The organism is Rathayibacter sp. VKM Ac-2759 (assembly GCF_009834225.1).
Taxonomy (GTDB): Bacteria; Actinomycetota; Actinomycetes; order Actinomycetales; family Microbacteriaceae; genus Rathayibacter.
Genome location: NZ_CP047176.1, coordinates 296,866 through 312,693 on the forward strand (window position 1 = coordinate 296,866; position 15,828 = coordinate 312,693).

Sequence of the window (15,828 nt, forward strand, 5' to 3'; positions counted from 1 at the left end):
GGAGGATGCGGCGGTGCATAGCCCGCCGATAGCGTCGAAGTGGCCCGTTGGGGCGGGCCGCCTTCGGGGGAAGGCACAAGGGGAAATCGAGGGCCCGCAGGCTGAGCCGCGGGCCCTCTACCTCTGCCCTCTACCTCTGCCCCCTACCGCCGCCCCTGGGCGACCGGGTCAGCGGCGCTTGGCGCGGTTGCGCGCTGCGGACGAGGGCCGCTCCGCGGGGCGGCGCGGTGCACCCTCGCCGGCGGCGCCCTTGGGGAGCACCGAGGCGGGCGGGATCGGCCGGCGCGTCACCGGGCGGATCGGCTCGCCGCGGCGCGACTGGCCGGGGATCGGGCGCGAGCGGCGTCCGTAGATCACCTCGGACGAGTCGAGCAGCCACGGCACCAGCGCCACGGTGACGCCGTGCACGAGCAGCAGCTTCTGGCGGATCCGCCGCGACTTGTGGTTGTGCAGGGGCGTCTCCCACCAGTGCCCGACGATGTACTGCGGCATGTAGACGGTGATGATCTCGGACCCGTGCTCGAGGCGGTGCGCCTTGATGTACTTGATCAGCGGGTACGAGATGTCGCGGTAGGGCGAGGCGATGCAGCGCAGCGGCACCTCGATGTCCATGCTCGCCCAGTCGGCCTTGAGCTGCGCGGTCTGCGCGTCGTCGATGGAGGAGTGGATCGCCTCCAGGCTCTCGTGCCGCGCGGCGATCGCGTAGTCGAGCGCCTTGAGGGTCGGCTTGTTCATCCGGCCCACGAGCACGATCGCGTGGTCGCCGTTGGCGCCGAAGGTCGTGGTCGGATCGACCTCGATCTCCTTCTCGACATCGCGGTAGTAGCGGTACACGCCGGCCATCAGGAAGCCGAGGATCGGCATGACCAGGTAGACCAGCCACGCCCCGTGGGTGAACTTGGTGATCGTGACGACGACGAGCACCGCGAAGGTGAGGGTGGCGCCGAAGAGGTTGATGCCCAGGCTCGTGTAGACGGTGCGCGTGCCCTCGCCGTTCTTGATCATCCGGATCCAGTGCTTCACCATGCCCGACTGACCGAGGGTGAACGAGACGAAGACGCCGATGATGTAGAGCTGCACCAGGCTCGTGAGCGACGCCTGGTAGACGAGCAGGATGATCGCGGCGACGAGCGCCAGGATGATCACTCCGTTGGAGTAGATGAGGCGGTCGCCGCGGGTGTTCAGCGACTTGGGTGCGTAGCCGTCGCGCGCGAGGACCGAGCCCAGCAGCGGGAAGCCGTTGAACGCCGTGTTCGCGGCGAGCAGCAGCACTGCGGCCGTGGCGGCCTGGATCACGAAGAAGAGGACCGAGTTGTTGCCGAAGGTGGCGGCGGCGACCTGCGCGATCACCGAGCGCTGCGGAGTCGTCTCGCAGTTCGCGAAGCCCACCAGGTCGCAGGCCCTCTCGGCGTAGTGCACGTTCGAGAGCAGGGCGAGCGCGGTGAGCCCGACGAAGAGGGTGATGGCGATCGTGCCCATCGCGACGAGCGTGCGCTGCGCGTTCTTGACCTTGGGGACGCGGAAGGCCGGGACGCCGTTGGAGATGGCCTCGACCCCGGTCAGGGCGGCGCAGCCGCTCGCGAAGGAGCGCAGCAGGAGCAGGACGACCGCGGCCTGCGTGAGCTGCTCGCCCTCGACGGTGAAGCCGGCCGACTCGGCCACCGGGGTGTCGCCGAAGGCGGTGCGGGCGAGTCCCACGACGACCATCACGAAGACGCTCGCGACGAAGAGGTAGGTGGGGAGGGCGAAGGCCTTGCTCGACTCCGAGACGCCCCGGAGGTTCACCGCGGCCAGGAGCACCACGAACAGGATCGCGAGCTCGACCCGCAGCGGGGCGAGCTCGGGCACCGCCGAGATGATGTTGTCGACTCCGGAGGCGACCGACACGGCCACGGTGAGGACGTAGTCGACGAGGAGCGCCGCCGCCACGGTGAGCCCGGCCGTCTCGCCGAGGTTGGTGCGCGCGACCTCGTAGTCGCCGCCTCCCGACGGGTACGCCTTGATGAGCTGCCGGTAGCTGAGGACGACCACGACGAGCAGGACGACGACGCAGCCCGCGACCCAGGGCGCGAAGGTGAGGAACGAGAGCCCGCCGAGCAGCAGGATCATCAGCAGCTCCTGCGGCGCGTAGGCCACGGAGGAGAGCGGGTCGCTCGCGAAGATGGGGAGCGCGAGGCGCTTCTGCAGCAGCTGCCCCTCGAGCTTGTCGCTCGGCAGCGGTTCCCCGATGAAGAAGTGCTTCGCGGTGCGGAGCTCGTTCGCGTCGGTGGGTAGTTCCTCCGCGTCGGACGGAGGGGCCTCGTGTGTCACGAGCGACGACACTACTCCGCGCGAAGGGCGAGTCAAGCCGCGTGGACGCGGGGCGAAAGGACGCTGAACCCGCGCTGTGACCGGGGGTTTCGCGGGCGGGGTCCGCGGGTCGCCGTGCAGGGTCGTCATTTGTGGGACAGGGGGGCAAAACACCCCCGTACTGGGGTCATGCCCGATGCTGTGAAATCACCCGAAGTCTGTTGGAGTCGAGGGTGAGTCACTCCGATGGGGGGAGCGGACGGCCCAGGCCGATTCACGCTCGGTGAGATTCGCACGCCATGCCGCCTCCCGGCGCCCCCCGAGCCCCGCAGCAGCGGCGCGGGCGCCCGTCTCGAGGCGCCAGCACCTGGCCAGAAACGCACCACCGAACAGTCGGCCGCGACGCCGACAGAATCGACGGAATCCGTGTCCTCCCTTCGTACCGCTCCGGCCTCCGCGCCGCCGGCCCGATCCCTCCTCCGCCGTGTCGCGGCTCTCGCCGTGGCGGTCGCCGTCGGCGCGGGTCTCGCCGTGGCCGGCTCCACCCCGGCCCAGGCCGACACCGCCGGCCGCTACCTCGTGACGGTCGACTCCACTGCGGTGTCGCAGCAGGTCGTCGCCGCCCTCGGCGTCACCGACCTCATCACCTACGAGGGCGGCACCGCCGGCTTCACCGCGACCCTCACCTCCCGCCAGCAGGCCGCCCTCGAGGCCGACCCGCGCGTGATCGCGGTCGCGCCGGCCGACGTCGTGTTCGAGGGCCAGGCGCAGGTCCTCCCCTCGCACGTGCTCGCGACCGAGGCCGACAAGGCCCCCGTCCGCGCCGGCGACGGCGTGACGAACTACACCGGTCCCGCCGTGGCGGTCATCGACTCGGGTGTGAACCCCAACAGCAACTACGACCTCCGCGAGCAGATCAACTGCTACGGCGCCGGCGACGCGAGCGACACGAACGGGCACGGCACGGCCGTCTCCGGCTACATGGCCGCCATCGACGACGCCAACGGCACGGTGGGCATCGCCCCCGGTGCGCCGATCTACTCGGTCCGCGTGCTCGACGACAAGAACAAGGGAACCGCCGAGGGCATCGTCTGCGCGCTCGACTGGGTCTCGAAGAACGCGGCCTCGCGCAACATCAAGGTCGTCAACATGTCGCTCGCCACCGCGGGCACCGACGACGGCAACTGCGGCCGCTCGAACAACGACGTCATCCACCAGATGGTCTGCGAGCTCGAGGCCAAGGGCATCACGATCGTCAGCTCGGCCGGCAACACGACCGGCGGCAAGGACCTGGCCGCGGCCATCCCCGCCGCGTACGACGAGGTGCTGACGGCGACCAACATCGCCAACTACGACGGCAAGCCCGGCGGACTCGCCGCCGCGCCGTGCGCCGGCGTCGACACCGCCGACGACACCACCGCGGGCAAGAGCAACTTCGCCGTCTCGGCCGCCGACCGCGCTCACACGGTCGCCGCTCCCGGCGTCTGCCCGTACACCACCAAGCTCGGCGGCTCCTACGCCTACGTCCAGTCCGGCACGAGCATGTCGGCCGCCGCGGTCAGCGGCGTCGTCCTCGACTGCCTGAGCTCCGGCGGATCCTGCGCCGGCAAGAGCCCCGCGCAGGTCCGCGCGCAGATCGTCGCGCAGGCGAAGGCCGGCGCCGAGCGCGGCCGCACCTTCGCGGGCGACCCGACCCGTCCGATCGCCGGCCGCTACTACGGCTACGCCGTGAGCACGCTGCCGACGAACGCCGCTCCGGAGCCCACCACCCCGCCGACGACGACGCCGACCACGCCTCCCACGACGCCCCCGGCGACGGACACCCAGAAGCCCACGGTCGCGATCACCTCGCCCGCCTCGGGCACGACGGTCGCCGGCTCGTTCCGGCTCGTCGCCTCCGCGAGCGACAACGTCGGAGTGACCTCCGTGGTGTTCTACGCGGGAACGACCAAGCTCGGCAACGGCACGGCGCAGTCCGACGGCTCGTGGGCGCTCACCACGAGCACCGCCGGCTACCCCTACGGCACCTACGCGGTGACCGCGCGGGCCCAGGACCAGGCGGGCAACGTCGCCACCAGTGCGGCGATCTCCCTCCGCGTGGCCGCCAGCTCGACGCCGGCGCCGACCACCAGCCCGACGGCGTCGCCGACCGCGACTCCGACGACGAGCCCGACGACGGCACCGGTGGACACCGAGAAGCCGACCGCCACCATCACCTCGCCCTCCTCGGGCACCACGGTGACCGGCTCCATCCGCCTGGTCGCCTCGGCGGACGACAACGTCGGAGTGACCTCCGTGGTGTTCTACGCGGGAACGACCAAGCTCGGCAACGGCGTGAAGCAGTCCAACGGGACGTGGGCGCTCTCGGCGAGCTCGGCCTCGTACCCGAACGGCACCTACCCGGTGACCGCGAGGGCGCAGGACAAGGCGGGGAACGTGGGCACCAGCGCCGCGATCTCCCTCCGCGTCGCCAACTAGGCGGTGTTCTTCTAGGACTGTGTTCTTTTAGGACAGACAGAAGGGGAGGAGCGGGGTGTGCCGGGTGCACACCCCGCTCCTCCCCTTCCGTCTGTCCCGCAACCCTTTCTGGAGGAGGGGGAGTGGGGGCGGCCTGCGGGTGAGGCGAGGGGGGTGGCGGGGACGGCTCGTGGATCGGGAAGCGCACGTCCCCCTTCGGGGGTCAACCGAAGGAGGGGGCCAGGGCAGAGGATGAGGCATGTCCCGTCTGCGCTCCGATTCCGCCCGTGTCGTCCAGTACTCCCGCTTCGGCGGTGCTGACGTGCTCGAGATCGCGGAGGTCGAGAGGCCGAGCCCCGGGAGGGGCGAGGTGCTCGTCGAGGTCCTCGCGGCCGGGGTGAACCACATGGAGGCGTTCATCCGGCAGGGGATGTTCGACTCCGACCACTCCGCCGTCTTCCCGATGCGGCAGGGCACCGACCTCGCCGGCAGGGTCGTCGCGCTCGGTGAGGGCGTCCACGATCTCAAGCTCCGGAGCGAGGTCGTCGGCCACGCGCTCGTCGGCTCGCACGCGACCCACGTCGTCGTGCCGCGCGAGAACCTCGTGATCAAGCCGGCCTCCGTGAGCTGGGAGGTGGGCGGCGCGCTGTTCCTCGCGGGCGTCACCGCCTGGCGCGCCCTCGAGGCCACCCGGGTGCGCGAGGGCGACACGGTCGTGGTGTCGGCCGCGGCCGGAGGCGTGGGGAGCCTCGAGATCCAGCTCGCGAAGCTCCGCGGAGCGACGGTGCTCGGCACGTGCGGTGAGCGCAACTTCGACTACCTCCGCCAGATCGGAGTGAAGCCGATCGTCTACGGCGACGGGATCGCCGACCGCATCCGCGCGGCCGCGCCCAACGGGGTGACGGTGTTCCTCGACAACTTCGGCGGCGACAACGCCGCGCTCGCCGAGGAGGTGGGCACCGAGCCCGGCCGCTTCCACTCGAGCGACGACCGCAAGGAGATCGAGCTGCGCGCCGTGTGGCCCGACGCTGAGACCGCGCGGCGCGACACCGAGATCCTCGGCGAGCTCGTGGCGCTGGTCGGCGCGCAGAAGCTGCGGGTGCTCGTCTCGGGCTTCTACCCGTTCGACCACATCGAGGACGCCTTCGACGACCTCGAGAAGCGGCACTCGCGCGGCAAGATCGTGATCGGCATGAACCCGGTCGACTCCGCCCGGGTGACGAAGGCGCGCGACGTGCACGAGTCCCGCGCGTAGCGAACCCTCCGCAGCGCGCCCCGGCGCCGCCACAATGGTCCCCGGAGGCGCGGTGCGCCGGGGAGGGGTGCCGTCGTGGAGGAGCCTGTCGTCGCGATCATCTGGATCGTCTCGTTCGTCGTGGTCACCGTCATCGTGACGGGGCTCTCGGGGCGGGCGGGCTGGTCGGCTCCGGTCGCCCTGGTGCTCGTGGGGGCGCTGGCCTCCTTCGTCCCCGGGATCCCCGAGGTCGTCGTCGAGCCCGATGTGGTGCTCTACGGGATCCTGCCGCCGCTGCTGTACGCGGCGGCCATCCGCACCTCCGTCCTCGACGTCCGGGCCCGCGGCGACAGCATCCTGCTGCTCTCGGTGGGACTCGTGGTGTTCACGGTGCTCGTCGTCGGCGCGGTGGCGTGGGCCGTCGTCCCGGCGATCTCGATCGCCGCGGCCCTCGCCTTCGGGGCGATCGTGGCGCCGACGGACGCGGTGGCGGTCACGGCGATCGCGGGGCGCCTCCGCCTGCCCCGCCGCATGCTCACCGTGCTCGAGGGCGAGAGCCTGCTCAACGACGCGACGGCGCTGGTCGCGCTGAACGCCTCCCTGCTCGCGATCGTGAGCACCGTCACCCCCGGCGGCATCGCCCTCGACTTCGTGCTCGCCGTCGTGGTCGGCGCGGGTGTCGGAGTGGTCGTGGCCCTCGTGCTCGGAGTCGTCCGCAAGCAGGTGCAGTCCTCGGTGCTCGACACGAGCGTCTCGCTGGTGACGCCCTACGTCGCGTTCATCCCGGCGCAGCTGCTGCACGGCTCGGGGGTGCTCGCGGTCGTCGTCGCCGGGCTGTTCCTGGGCTTCCGCTCGCCGGTGATCCAGTCGGCGCAGGCGCGCATCGCGGAGTCGCTCAACTGGCGCACGATCCAGTTCCTGCTCGAGAACGCGGTGTTCCTCTTCATCGGGCTGAGCCTCGCCTCGGTCGTCGAGGCCACGGCCGACTCGGGCATCGGGGTCTGGGAGACGGTGGGCATCAGCGCGGCGATCCTCGCGGCGCTGATCGGCAGCCGGGTGCTGTGGATGTGCATGACCACGATCCTGTTCCGGCACGGGCCGCGCAGGCTGCAGCAGCGGGGCTGGACGTGGCCGACCGCGATCGGCGTCTCGTTCGCGGGGATCCGCGGGGTCGTGACGCTCGCGGCCGCGTTCCTCCTACCCGAGGAGACGCCGCAGCGCGCGTTCCTGCAGTTCCTCGCCTTCGTGGTGGTCGCGGGCACGCTCGTGGAGGGCCTCGCCCTGCCGCGCCTCGTGCGCGCGCTCAGGCTGCCGCCTCCGAACGAGATGCAGGAGCACGTCGAGAAGCAGATGCTGCTGGCCGAGGCGCAGACCGCCGGGCTCGCGCGGCTCGATGCGGAGCCGCAGGACGGGATCGAGGAGCGGGTGCTCGACCGGCTGCGGCGGAACGCGACCTTCCTCGCCGATGCGCTCGAGAACCCGCCGGCCGACGGCGAGCCGCTCACCCGCTCGTACAACCGGCTGCGCCGCGTGATGATCGAGGCCGAGCGGGAGGCGGTGCTCAAGGCGCGCGCGGAGGGCCGCTACCAGGAGCCCGCGGTCGTCAGTGCGCTGGCGTTCCTCGACGTGGAGGAGGAGGCGCTGGCGGTCGGCCGGCAGTAGGGCACGCCCGGTTCGACACCCACCGCCGCGACCTGCTCGCGTGCTGCTTACTCGCCACGGCCCTGGAAGAGCTGTCGGTCGCGGAGGCGCACCGGTGGGTGGCGAGCGAATCGCTGATGACGACCCTCGTGCGGATCGTGTGCCGCGCGGCCGAGAAGGCCGCGTACGCGACCACGCGTCGTCGGCTGCCGGCGCCGCTGGTCGTCGAGCTCGACGAGTGCGCGAACCTCGTGAAGTGGACGAGCTGCCCGAGCTGTTCTCCTACTACGGCTCCCTCGGCATGGTCGTCTCCGCTTACTTCCCGTTCATCTCCCAGGCCGAGAATCTGTTCGGCGAGACCCGGTTCGGGACCTTCTGGGACGCAGCGAACCCCGCCGTGTTCGGCGGTGGTTCGATAGACGAACGCTTCCTCGAGGGGATCTCGAAGATCCTCGGCGAGTACGACGAGGAGCCCCCGAGCGTCCCCTACGGTCACTTCGGCGCGTCGAGGTCGACTCACCGGACCCGGCGCCGAGAGTGATGTCGGTGTCGGAGCTGTCCCAGATGGACCCGCGGCACGCGATCGTCCTCGGTGACAGCAACGCCCCCGTCCGCAGGCTCCCCTACTTCGAGGACAAGACTCTCCGCGAGCGCGTCACCGATGAGGCGACACGCTGATGGACGCCCTCGAGCCGAAGCTGCAGAACGAGTTCCTCGAGTGGGTGAGTCAGCGCCTAGGTGTAGCCGTCCCCCGCGGACACCTCGCGCGCAGCTCCTGCAGCTCGCGGTCGAAGCGAGCGGTGGCCGCAGCGATCTCAGCGAAAGACACGAGTCGGTACGGCGCGGGCGGCCCGGTGAACTGCGATCATGCGCTGCATCCCGGCGGCATGGGCCGGATCCGAGGGTTCTTCCGGCATCCGGGCGACCTAGGCGGCAATGAGGCGAGTCGCCCTCTCGCGCACGATGTCGTACTCGACGACCGTGTCCTCTTCGACGGCAGCTGACCGCGTCGACGTTCCGGTTGCCAGTGACATCTGCGCCTCATCTCTCGTACCTCACTCTTACCGCGCGAGCTCCACGAGCGGCCAGGTGGCGGGGACCGTTGCGTGTATCGGAGATGCCGTCGTCGTGGCCAGCTGTGGCCTCTGTCACGCTCGAGCGAGAGTGCTCTGCGTGATCAGGATCCCGCGCTGAACGCGAGAACTCGGCAGTTCCGTGGTCGAGACGTCCCTCTCAGATCGAGCAGAGCCGCACCAGGAACTCCGGCGGCCTGCCTCGGCCCAGGCGCACTGGACACCAGCGGCCCGGCCACGGCGCTGCTCTCGCCCTGCGCTCACTTCACTCCTCCGCGATATCGACACGATCACGTCGAACCTGCACGCTCCAGCGGCGGCTCGCCCTGGTACCGAAGTGAGACGCCGTAGACGTATCCGTTGGTACTGCTCAGATCAACGTGGCACAACGACGGGACGATTCGTATCGAACCAATTCATCGTCCCGTCGAATCCGCCTACTCGACGGGACAGACGCCATCGAAGATGTTTGCCATCTTCAACTTTCGGACAACTTGGTCCGGTCGATGAGCTTTCAGTGAACGACGCGTACCGCGCCTCTCTAACGCTTCTGACTCCGTCCCCCTAATGGACACCCATTTTGGGGCGTATGGACAGCGAGACACTCTCGCTCAGGAAATTGCCAGCAAGCGTTTCGATCCCCGCGATAGCAGCGATGCGTCCAGTCGGATCAGACCACCGCTGTTGACGAGTCGCATCGCAAGAGAGCAGGCCAGTTGCCACAACAGGTTGATATGGGAGGGAATCATGTCGAAAACTACAAAGTATGGAATCGGTGCAATCGCGGTGTTGTGTGCAGCATTAGTCGCACCGGTCTCGCAAGCGGATGACACAGTCGCAAATACTGACGCGACGTCGTCCATTCGAGCCTGGTATCAGGAGCGGGGCGCATCCAGCGAAGTCATTGATGACCTCGTTGCAGAGTACCAGCGCGGTGAGAGCTGGGATTCGACTGGCGGAGAAGTCGAACCCGTCAGCAGCGAGACGAGTCGAATTGGAGACTACGAAGTCAACAGAACTCGACCGACTTCTGATGGACATGGACATGGTGACCCCTCCTGAGGAGGGGTCACCTGCTCTCTACAGACCGTTTCGCCCGGTGTTCGAGCCAGATGAGCATCACGCCGGCTATCAGAAGGATGCCTCCGGTGAGGAGGGCTGACGTGCGCTCAAGCGCCACGATCTCGCCGAGAGCAGCAGCCCCTTCATCGGCGGCAGGCACGAGAAAAAGCTGAAGAACTTGACTGCCCTGCGCTGCGGAGAGCACCGCGACTACGACTCCAGCAGCAATCACTGTTCGACGCCGAGACGAGAAGCCGACATACGTGGTGATCGCCGCGGTAAGGAGAAAGGGTCCGGCGGGATAGTACACGAGGCTTGCCGGGAAGAATAGCGCGACCGCTGCCAGCGCAGACCGGAGGAACATCGGCCGGGAAAGTTTTCCCCAGGGATCGCGGTAGATCACGTAGGTCGCAAGCCAGGTCAGCACCGCGACCACCACCGGTATCGCGAAGTACACAAAACTGGAGAAACGGCCGATAAGTCCCATCACCAAAATGACTGCGGCCGCCGAGACCGACCACTTGAAGCGCGGATTTCTTACTCCACGGTATCTTGCGTCGAGGAATTGAAATTCGAATCAGTCCGCCTACCTTCGTATTAGAGAATCCGCTCAGACTCAGTGATCGGACCGGTACATCGTACCGCAAGCCGAATATCCAAGGCGGAGCTCTCGAGTAGTGGGCAACCGAACGACTCTGCCAGCCAGATGGCCGCTTGGGAAAAGTTCATCAGGCCAGTACCGATTGTCTCGAAGCATCCGCGCTACTATTGGTCTCGCGCGAAGATGTGGCTAGCGCGATACCCGCCGCGGCGCGCTCGTCGAGGCGCGGATCAATCGGCGGGGTGACCGGGTGTCGCCGGCGAGTGCCGTCGCTCGGTGTGGGCAGCGAGAACAACTGAGTCCGGCGCGGTGCAGGGGGCGGAGTCGGACACGCTCGCTACGGCTATCCGCGGTCGGCCTAGCGGACACTTGAGCTGCCCACGATCGATTGCGCTTCAGGGTCTGGAACTCACTAGGGGCCGGACAATCGTCCATCGTCGCCCGCAGACACCCCAAGCGTGTGAGAAGGGGCCGCAAGCCCTTGGGCCGCGTTCCCGGCGACCCGATCTTGAACCACACGCAGGCGACCCCACTCAGCCTCGGTGGCGCCGATGTCGGATAGCCGTCAGGGGTAAAATCCTATAGGATCGATTCTGTGCCGCCGCGGGGCCGCACGACTCGATGATGAGGAGCACGACGAGCATGACCCGACTGTGGAACGAACCGGCCGACTTCGCCGACGACATGGTGGACGGCTTCGTCCGCGCCAACGGCCGCTGGGTGCGCAAGGTCGTCGGAGGCGTCTCGCGCTCGACCCGCTCCGAGCAGCCCGAGGTCGCGGTCGTCATCGGGGGCGGCTCCGGCCACTACCCCGCGTTCGGCGGCCTCGTCGGACCCGGCCTCGCGCACGGCGCCGCGATGGGCAACCTCTTCGCCTCGCCGTCGGCGCACCAGGTCGAGGGCGTGATCCGCGCGAGCGAGCAGGGCCGCGGCGTGCTGCTCAGCTACGGCAACTACGCCGGCGACGTGCTGCACTTCACCGCCGCACAGGACGTGGTGCGCGCCGAGGGCATCGACTGCCGGACCGTGACCGTCACCGACGACATCTTCAGCGCGGCGCCCGCCGAGGCGCACAAGCGCCGGGGGATCGCGGGGGACCTCACGGTCTTCAAGGTCGCGGGGGCCGCGGCCGCCGCCGGCTACGACATCGACGGAGTCGAACGGGTCGCCATCGCGGCCAACGACCGCACGCGCTCACTCGGCGTCGCCTTCACCGGCTGCACGCTGCCGGGCGCGGAGGAGCCGCTCTTCACCGTCCCCGAGGGCCGGATGGCCGTGGGTCTCGGCATCCACGGCGAGCCGGGAATCGACGAGGTCGACATCCCGAGCGCGGCCGAGCTGGGCGAGCTGTTCGTCACCCACCTGCTCGCCGACGCCGAGATCCCCGAGGGCGTCTCGCTCGACGGGGCCCGCGTCGTGCCGGTGCTCAACGGGCTCGGCTCGGTGAAGAGCGAGGAGCTCTTCGTCGTCTACAGCACCGTCGCCGACCTCCTCGAGGCGCGCGGCGTGACCCTCGTCGACCCGCAGGTCGGGGAGTTCTGCACGAGCTTCGACATGGCCGGCGTCTCGCTCACCCTCTTCTGGGTCGACGACGAGCTCGAGACCCTCTGGACCGCTCCGAGCGACACCCCCGCCTACCGCACGGGGTCGGTCGACGGCGGGGCGCTCGTCGCCGTCGCCGCCTCGTCGGAGGAGGTCGCCGAGGAGGAGCTGCCGTCCGCGAGCGAGGAGTCGCGCGCCGCCGCGGTCGTGCTGTCGGCGGCGCTGACCGCCGTCCGCGAGGTGATCGACGAGAACGCCGACGAGCTCGGGCGCCTCGACTCGATCGCCGGCGACGGCGACCACGGCATCGGCATGAAGCGCGGCGCCCGGGCCGCCGCGGAGGAGGCCGCCGCCGTCCTCGAGCGCGGCGCCGGCGCGCAGTCGCTGCTGGCCCGCGCGGGCGACGCCTGGTCGGACCGGGCGGGCGGCACCTCCGGTGCACTCTGGGGCGTGATCCTGACCAGACTCGGCGGTGCGCTCGGCGACGACAGCGCCGTGACCGCGCAGGACGTCGCCGCGGGGGCGACCGCCGCCTCCGACGCGGTGCGCGAGTACGGCAAGGCGACGATCGGCGACAAGACGATGGTCGACGCCCTCGTGCCGTTCGTGAACACCCTGGCCGAGCGGGTCTCGGCGGGCGAGGCGCTCGCCTCCGCCTGGACCACCGCCGCCGGGAGCGCCCGCGCCGCCGCCGACGCGACGTCGGACCTCATGCCCGGCCTCGGGAGGGCGCGCTCGCACGGCGAGAAGTCGCTCGGGACCCCCGACCCCGGAGCGATCTCGTTCGCGCTGATCGTCGAGACGATCGCCGCGCTGCTGACCGACACCACCGACTCGACCGAGGAGACATCGTGAGCACCACCTGGAGGATCGTCATCGGATCCGACGACGCCGGCTACGACTACAAGGAGATCATCAAGCGCGATCTCGAGGGCGACGACCGCGTGGTCTCGGTGGTCGACGTGGGAGTCGACGCCGACGGGCACACCGCGTACCCGACGGTCGCGACGACCGCGGCCGAGATGGTCGCCCGCGGCGACGCCGACCGGGCGGTGCTGATCTGCGGCACGGGCCTCGGAGTCGCGATCGCCGCCAACAAGGTGGCGGGTATCCGGGCGGTGACGGCGCACGACAGCTTCTCGGTGGAGCGCAGCGTGCTCTCGAACGACGCGCAGGTGCTCTGCATGGGCCAGCGCGTCGTCGGCATCGAGCTCGCGCGCCGCAACGTGCGCGAGTGGCTCGGCTACGTCTTCGACACCACCAGCGCGTCGGCCGAGAAGGTCGCCGAGATCGTCGCGTACGAGAAGGCCTAGCTCTTCAGGGACGGACGCCCGCGACTGCGTATGCTGGCGTCCTCCCCCACCGTCGAAACCGCGAGGCCCTTGATGAGCGACTCCGTGTTCCGCCTCTCCGGTTCGGAGTCGATCGTGCGGCGCGGACTGCGCGATCACGTCTACGACCGCGTGCTCGACGTGCTGCTCGGCCCGGGCATCGAGCCCGGCATGCGGCTGTCGATCGACGCGGTCGCCCGCGAGCTCGGCGTCTCGCCGACCCCCGTGCGCGAGGCGCTCGTGCAGCTCGAGCGCACCGGCCTGGTCACCCGCGTGGCCAACAAGGGGTACCGGGTCGCGCCTCCGCTCGCCGACGACCAGCTCGACGCCCTCTTCGATGCGCGCCTCGTGCTCGAGAGCGGCGCCGCCGCACTCGCCTCGGCGCACGAGGCGGCGCTCGTGCCGCGGCTGCAGGAGGCGCTCGCCGAGCACGAGGCGATGACCGCCGTGGTGCGCGCCGCCTCCTCGGCCGGCGAGCTGCCGGTCGAGCTGCTGCGGGAGTACTTCGCGGTCGACTGGAACTTCCACCACCTGATCTTCGAGGGGACGCACAACCCGTTCCTGATCGACATGTCCGACGCGATCTCGACGCGGGTGCACCGCATGCGCCAGACGGTGCAGACCGGCGTGAGCGACGCCGACGACGCGGTGCTCGAGCACCGGGCGATCGTCGACGCGTTCGCGGCGGGCCCGGAGGCGGCGGCCGCGGCGATGCGCTCGCACATCGAGCGGGTGCGCGAGCGCTCGCGCCGCGACTCCGTGCGCTGACGCCGCTCGGACCGACGTTCGGCTCGCGGAATCCGGTTCGGCTCGCAGGAATCGGGGTTCTTGGCGAGCCGAACGTGGTTTCACGAGCCGGAGGTGGGGCGGCGGAAGTGTTCGGCTCGTCAAAACCGGTTCGGCTCGCAGGAATCGGTCGATTCCGCGAGCCGAATTCGTTTCTGCGAGCCGGAGGTGGGCCGGGCGGGCACGACGAAGGCCCGGCCGCTGTGTGCGACCGGGCCCGTGAGGCGTCAGCGGGTCAGTGCTGGGCCTGCACGGTCGTCGTCTCGAGGAGTTCGTCGGCCTTCGAGCCGCGGAAGAACTTCGTGCTGAACATCATCCCGGCCGCGAGGAACGCGAAGACGCCGAGGGAGACGACTCCCCAGACCCCGCTGTCGGTCGGGTTGGCCTCGTTGAAGCCGTTGCGCATCAGCGGGGCGACGAAGCCGCCCAGGTTGCCGAGCGAGTTGATGAGGCCGATGCCGGCCGCGGCCGCCGCGCCCGTGAGGAACGCGGTCGGGTACGCCCAGGTGATCGGTCCGACCGAGAGGAAGCTCGCCACCGCGAGGGTGATGAACAGCAGGCCGAGGATCGGCTGGCTGGTCGCTCCCGCCCACGCCGACCCGAAGATCGACAGGCCGGTGAAGATGTAGAACAGCGAGCCCCAGGAGCGGCGGCGGCGGATCGTGTTCGCGTGCTTGCCCACGTAGTAGCAGGCGAAGAGGCCGACGAGCCACGGGATCGCCGAGACGAGTCCGACCTGGAAGCCGACGTCCTGGCCGATCAGGTTCGCGACCTGCTGCGGGAGGTAGAACGTCGTGCCGTAGACCGCGATCTGCAGGCAGAAGTAGATGACCGTGAAGTACCAGACCTTCCAGCTCGCCATCGCGCGCCAGATGCCGGTCGGCCCGTCGGCCTGCCGGACGGTGTCCTCGCGCTCCATCGCGGCCGTCAGCGAGTCCTTCTCGCCCTGGGTCAGCCACTTCGCCTTCTGCGGCGAGTTCGTCAGGAACTTCAGCGCCGCGATGCCGGCGATCACCGCGAGCACGCCCTCGGCGAAGAACATCACCTGCCACCCCTCCCACGGGGTGATCTGGTTGCCGATGCTGATCAGGCCGCCGCTGAGCGGGGCGCCGAGCATCTGCGAGAACGGCTGCGCCAGGTAGAAGATCGAGAACATCTGCACGCGGACCTTGTTGGGGAACCACTCCGACAGGAACATGATCACGCCCGGGAACAGGCCGGCCTCGGTCACGCCCAGCAGGAAGCGCAGGATGATGAACATCGTGTCGCCGGTCGTGAACGCGAACAGCGCCGCGACGATGCCCCAGGTCACCGCGATGCGGGCGAGCCAGAAGCGGGCGCCGAAGCGCTTGAGCAGCAGGTTGCTCGGGATCTCGAAGATCGCGTAGCCGATGAAGAAGATGCCGGCGCCGAGCGCGAACGCGCCGTCCGAGATGCCGCGGTCGACCGAGAGCGCCTCCTCCGCGAACCCGACGTTGGTGCGGTCGAGGAACGCGACGAAGTAGAGGATGACGAGCATCGGCATGAGATGCCGGGACGCCTTGGAGATGGCGGATTTCAGTGCGGGATCACGGGTGGATCCGAGGGCCGCGGACGGCGAAGGGGTGGACAAGGCACTCTCCTTTGAGGGTTGACCAGTGGTGCGGAGGGAGGGAGGTGGCGCGAGACCCGGAGGGTCAGGCGCCCAGCGCGGGCAGGATCTGCGCCGCGCCGATGCCGACGAGGAGGACTCCGACGCCGAGGAAGATGAAGCGGCCGATCGACCACGTTCCGACGAGCTTGCTCATGAGGTTTCCGATCTGAGGGTCTGGG

13 protein-coding genes are annotated in these 15,828 nt (G+C 69.6%); 9 read left to right on the top strand and 4 right to left on the bottom strand.

The window, feature by feature from the left end; genetic code table 11:
• Positions 1 to 168 precede the first annotated feature (168 nt).
• On the bottom strand, positions 169 to 2,229 hold the full coding sequence (locus GSU68_RS01390; RefSeq protein ID WP_244259440.1) for an APC family permease: 2,061 nt from the start codon (positions 2,227 to 2,229) through the stop codon (positions 169 to 171).
• 561 nt (positions 2,230 to 2,790) lie between these two features.
• Between GSU68_RS01390 and GSU68_RS01395 the strand changes: the two genes are divergently transcribed.
• The 6 genes from GSU68_RS01395 to GSU68_RS01415 all read left to right on the top strand — a co-directional run bounded on the left by GSU68_RS01395 (position 2,791) and on the right by GSU68_RS01415 (position 8,625).
• On the top strand, positions 2,791 to 4,767 hold the full coding sequence (locus GSU68_RS01395) for an Ig-like domain-containing protein (RefSeq protein ID WP_159905345.1): 1,977 nt from the start codon (positions 2,791 to 2,793) through the stop codon (positions 4,765 to 4,767).
• Between the two features lie 238 nt (positions 4,768 to 5,005).
• Positions 5,006 to 6,001, top strand: coding sequence for an NADP-dependent oxidoreductase (locus GSU68_RS01400; protein WP_159905346.1), 996 nt, complete (start codon positions 5,006 to 5,008; stop codon positions 5,999 to 6,001).
• 75 nt (positions 6,002 to 6,076) lie between these two features.
• Positions 6,077 to 7,642, top strand: coding sequence for a cation:proton antiporter (locus GSU68_RS01405; RefSeq protein ID WP_159905347.1), 1,566 nt, complete (start codon positions 6,077 to 6,079; stop codon positions 7,640 to 7,642).
• Between the two features lie 235 nt (positions 7,643 to 7,877).
• Positions 7,878 to 8,162 carry a TraM recognition domain-containing protein gene (locus GSU68_RS01410; protein ID WP_159905348.1) on the top strand — a complete coding sequence of 95 codons (285 nt, stop codon included), beginning with the start codon at positions 7,878 to 7,880 and terminating at the stop codon, positions 8,160 to 8,162.
• A gap of 5 nt (positions 8,163 to 8,167) precedes the next feature.
• A complete protein-coding gene (locus GSU68_RS20015; protein WP_279631048.1) occupies positions 8,168 to 8,299 on the top strand; it encodes a hypothetical protein in 132 nt (43 codons plus the stop codon).
• Positions 8,299 to 8,625 carry a hypothetical protein gene (locus tag GSU68_RS01415; RefSeq protein ID WP_159905349.1) on the top strand — a complete coding sequence of 109 codons (327 nt, stop codon included), beginning with the start codon at positions 8,299 to 8,301 and terminating at the stop codon, positions 8,623 to 8,625. The genes GSU68_RS20015 and GSU68_RS01415 overlap by 1 nt, the downstream gene beginning before the upstream one ends.
• A 680-nt stretch (positions 8,626 to 9,305) precedes the next feature.
• Here the strand turns inward: GSU68_RS01415 and GSU68_RS01420 are convergent.
• On the bottom strand, positions 9,306 to 9,557 hold the full coding sequence (locus GSU68_RS01420; protein ID WP_159905350.1) for a hypothetical protein: 252 nt from the start codon (positions 9,555 to 9,557) through the stop codon (positions 9,306 to 9,308).
• Positions 9,558 to 9,763: 206 nt separating this feature from the next.
• Entirely contained in the window at positions 9,764 to 10,243 is a 480-nt protein-coding gene (locus tag GSU68_RS01425) for a hypothetical protein (protein ID WP_159905351.1), read from the bottom strand.
• 756 nt (positions 10,244 to 10,999) lie between these two features.
• Between GSU68_RS01425 and GSU68_RS01430 the strand changes: the two genes are divergently transcribed.
• From GSU68_RS01430 to GSU68_RS01440, 3 genes are all read left to right on the top strand, one after another.
• Entirely contained in the window at positions 11,000 to 12,754 is a 1,755-nt protein-coding gene (locus GSU68_RS01430; RefSeq protein WP_159905352.1) for a dihydroxyacetone kinase family protein, read from the top strand.
• Entirely contained in the window at positions 12,751 to 13,212 is a 462-nt protein-coding gene (locus tag GSU68_RS01435; protein ID WP_159905353.1) for a ribose-5-phosphate isomerase, read from the top strand. The genes GSU68_RS01430 and GSU68_RS01435 overlap by 4 nt, the downstream gene beginning before the upstream one ends.
• Positions 13,213 to 13,284: 72 nt before the next feature.
• A complete protein-coding gene (locus GSU68_RS01440; protein WP_159905354.1) occupies positions 13,285 to 13,998 on the top strand; it encodes a GntR family transcriptional regulator in 714 nt (237 codons plus the stop codon).
• Between the two features lie 253 nt (positions 13,999 to 14,251).
• On the opposite strand, the gene GSU68_RS01445 is transcribed toward GSU68_RS01440, so the two are convergent.
• Complete coding sequence (locus GSU68_RS01445) at positions 14,252 to 15,541, bottom strand: MFS transporter (RefSeq protein WP_159905355.1); 1,290 nt, start codon at positions 15,539 to 15,541, stop codon at positions 14,252 to 14,254.
• Between the last annotated feature and the right edge of the window lie 287 nt (positions 15,542 to 15,828).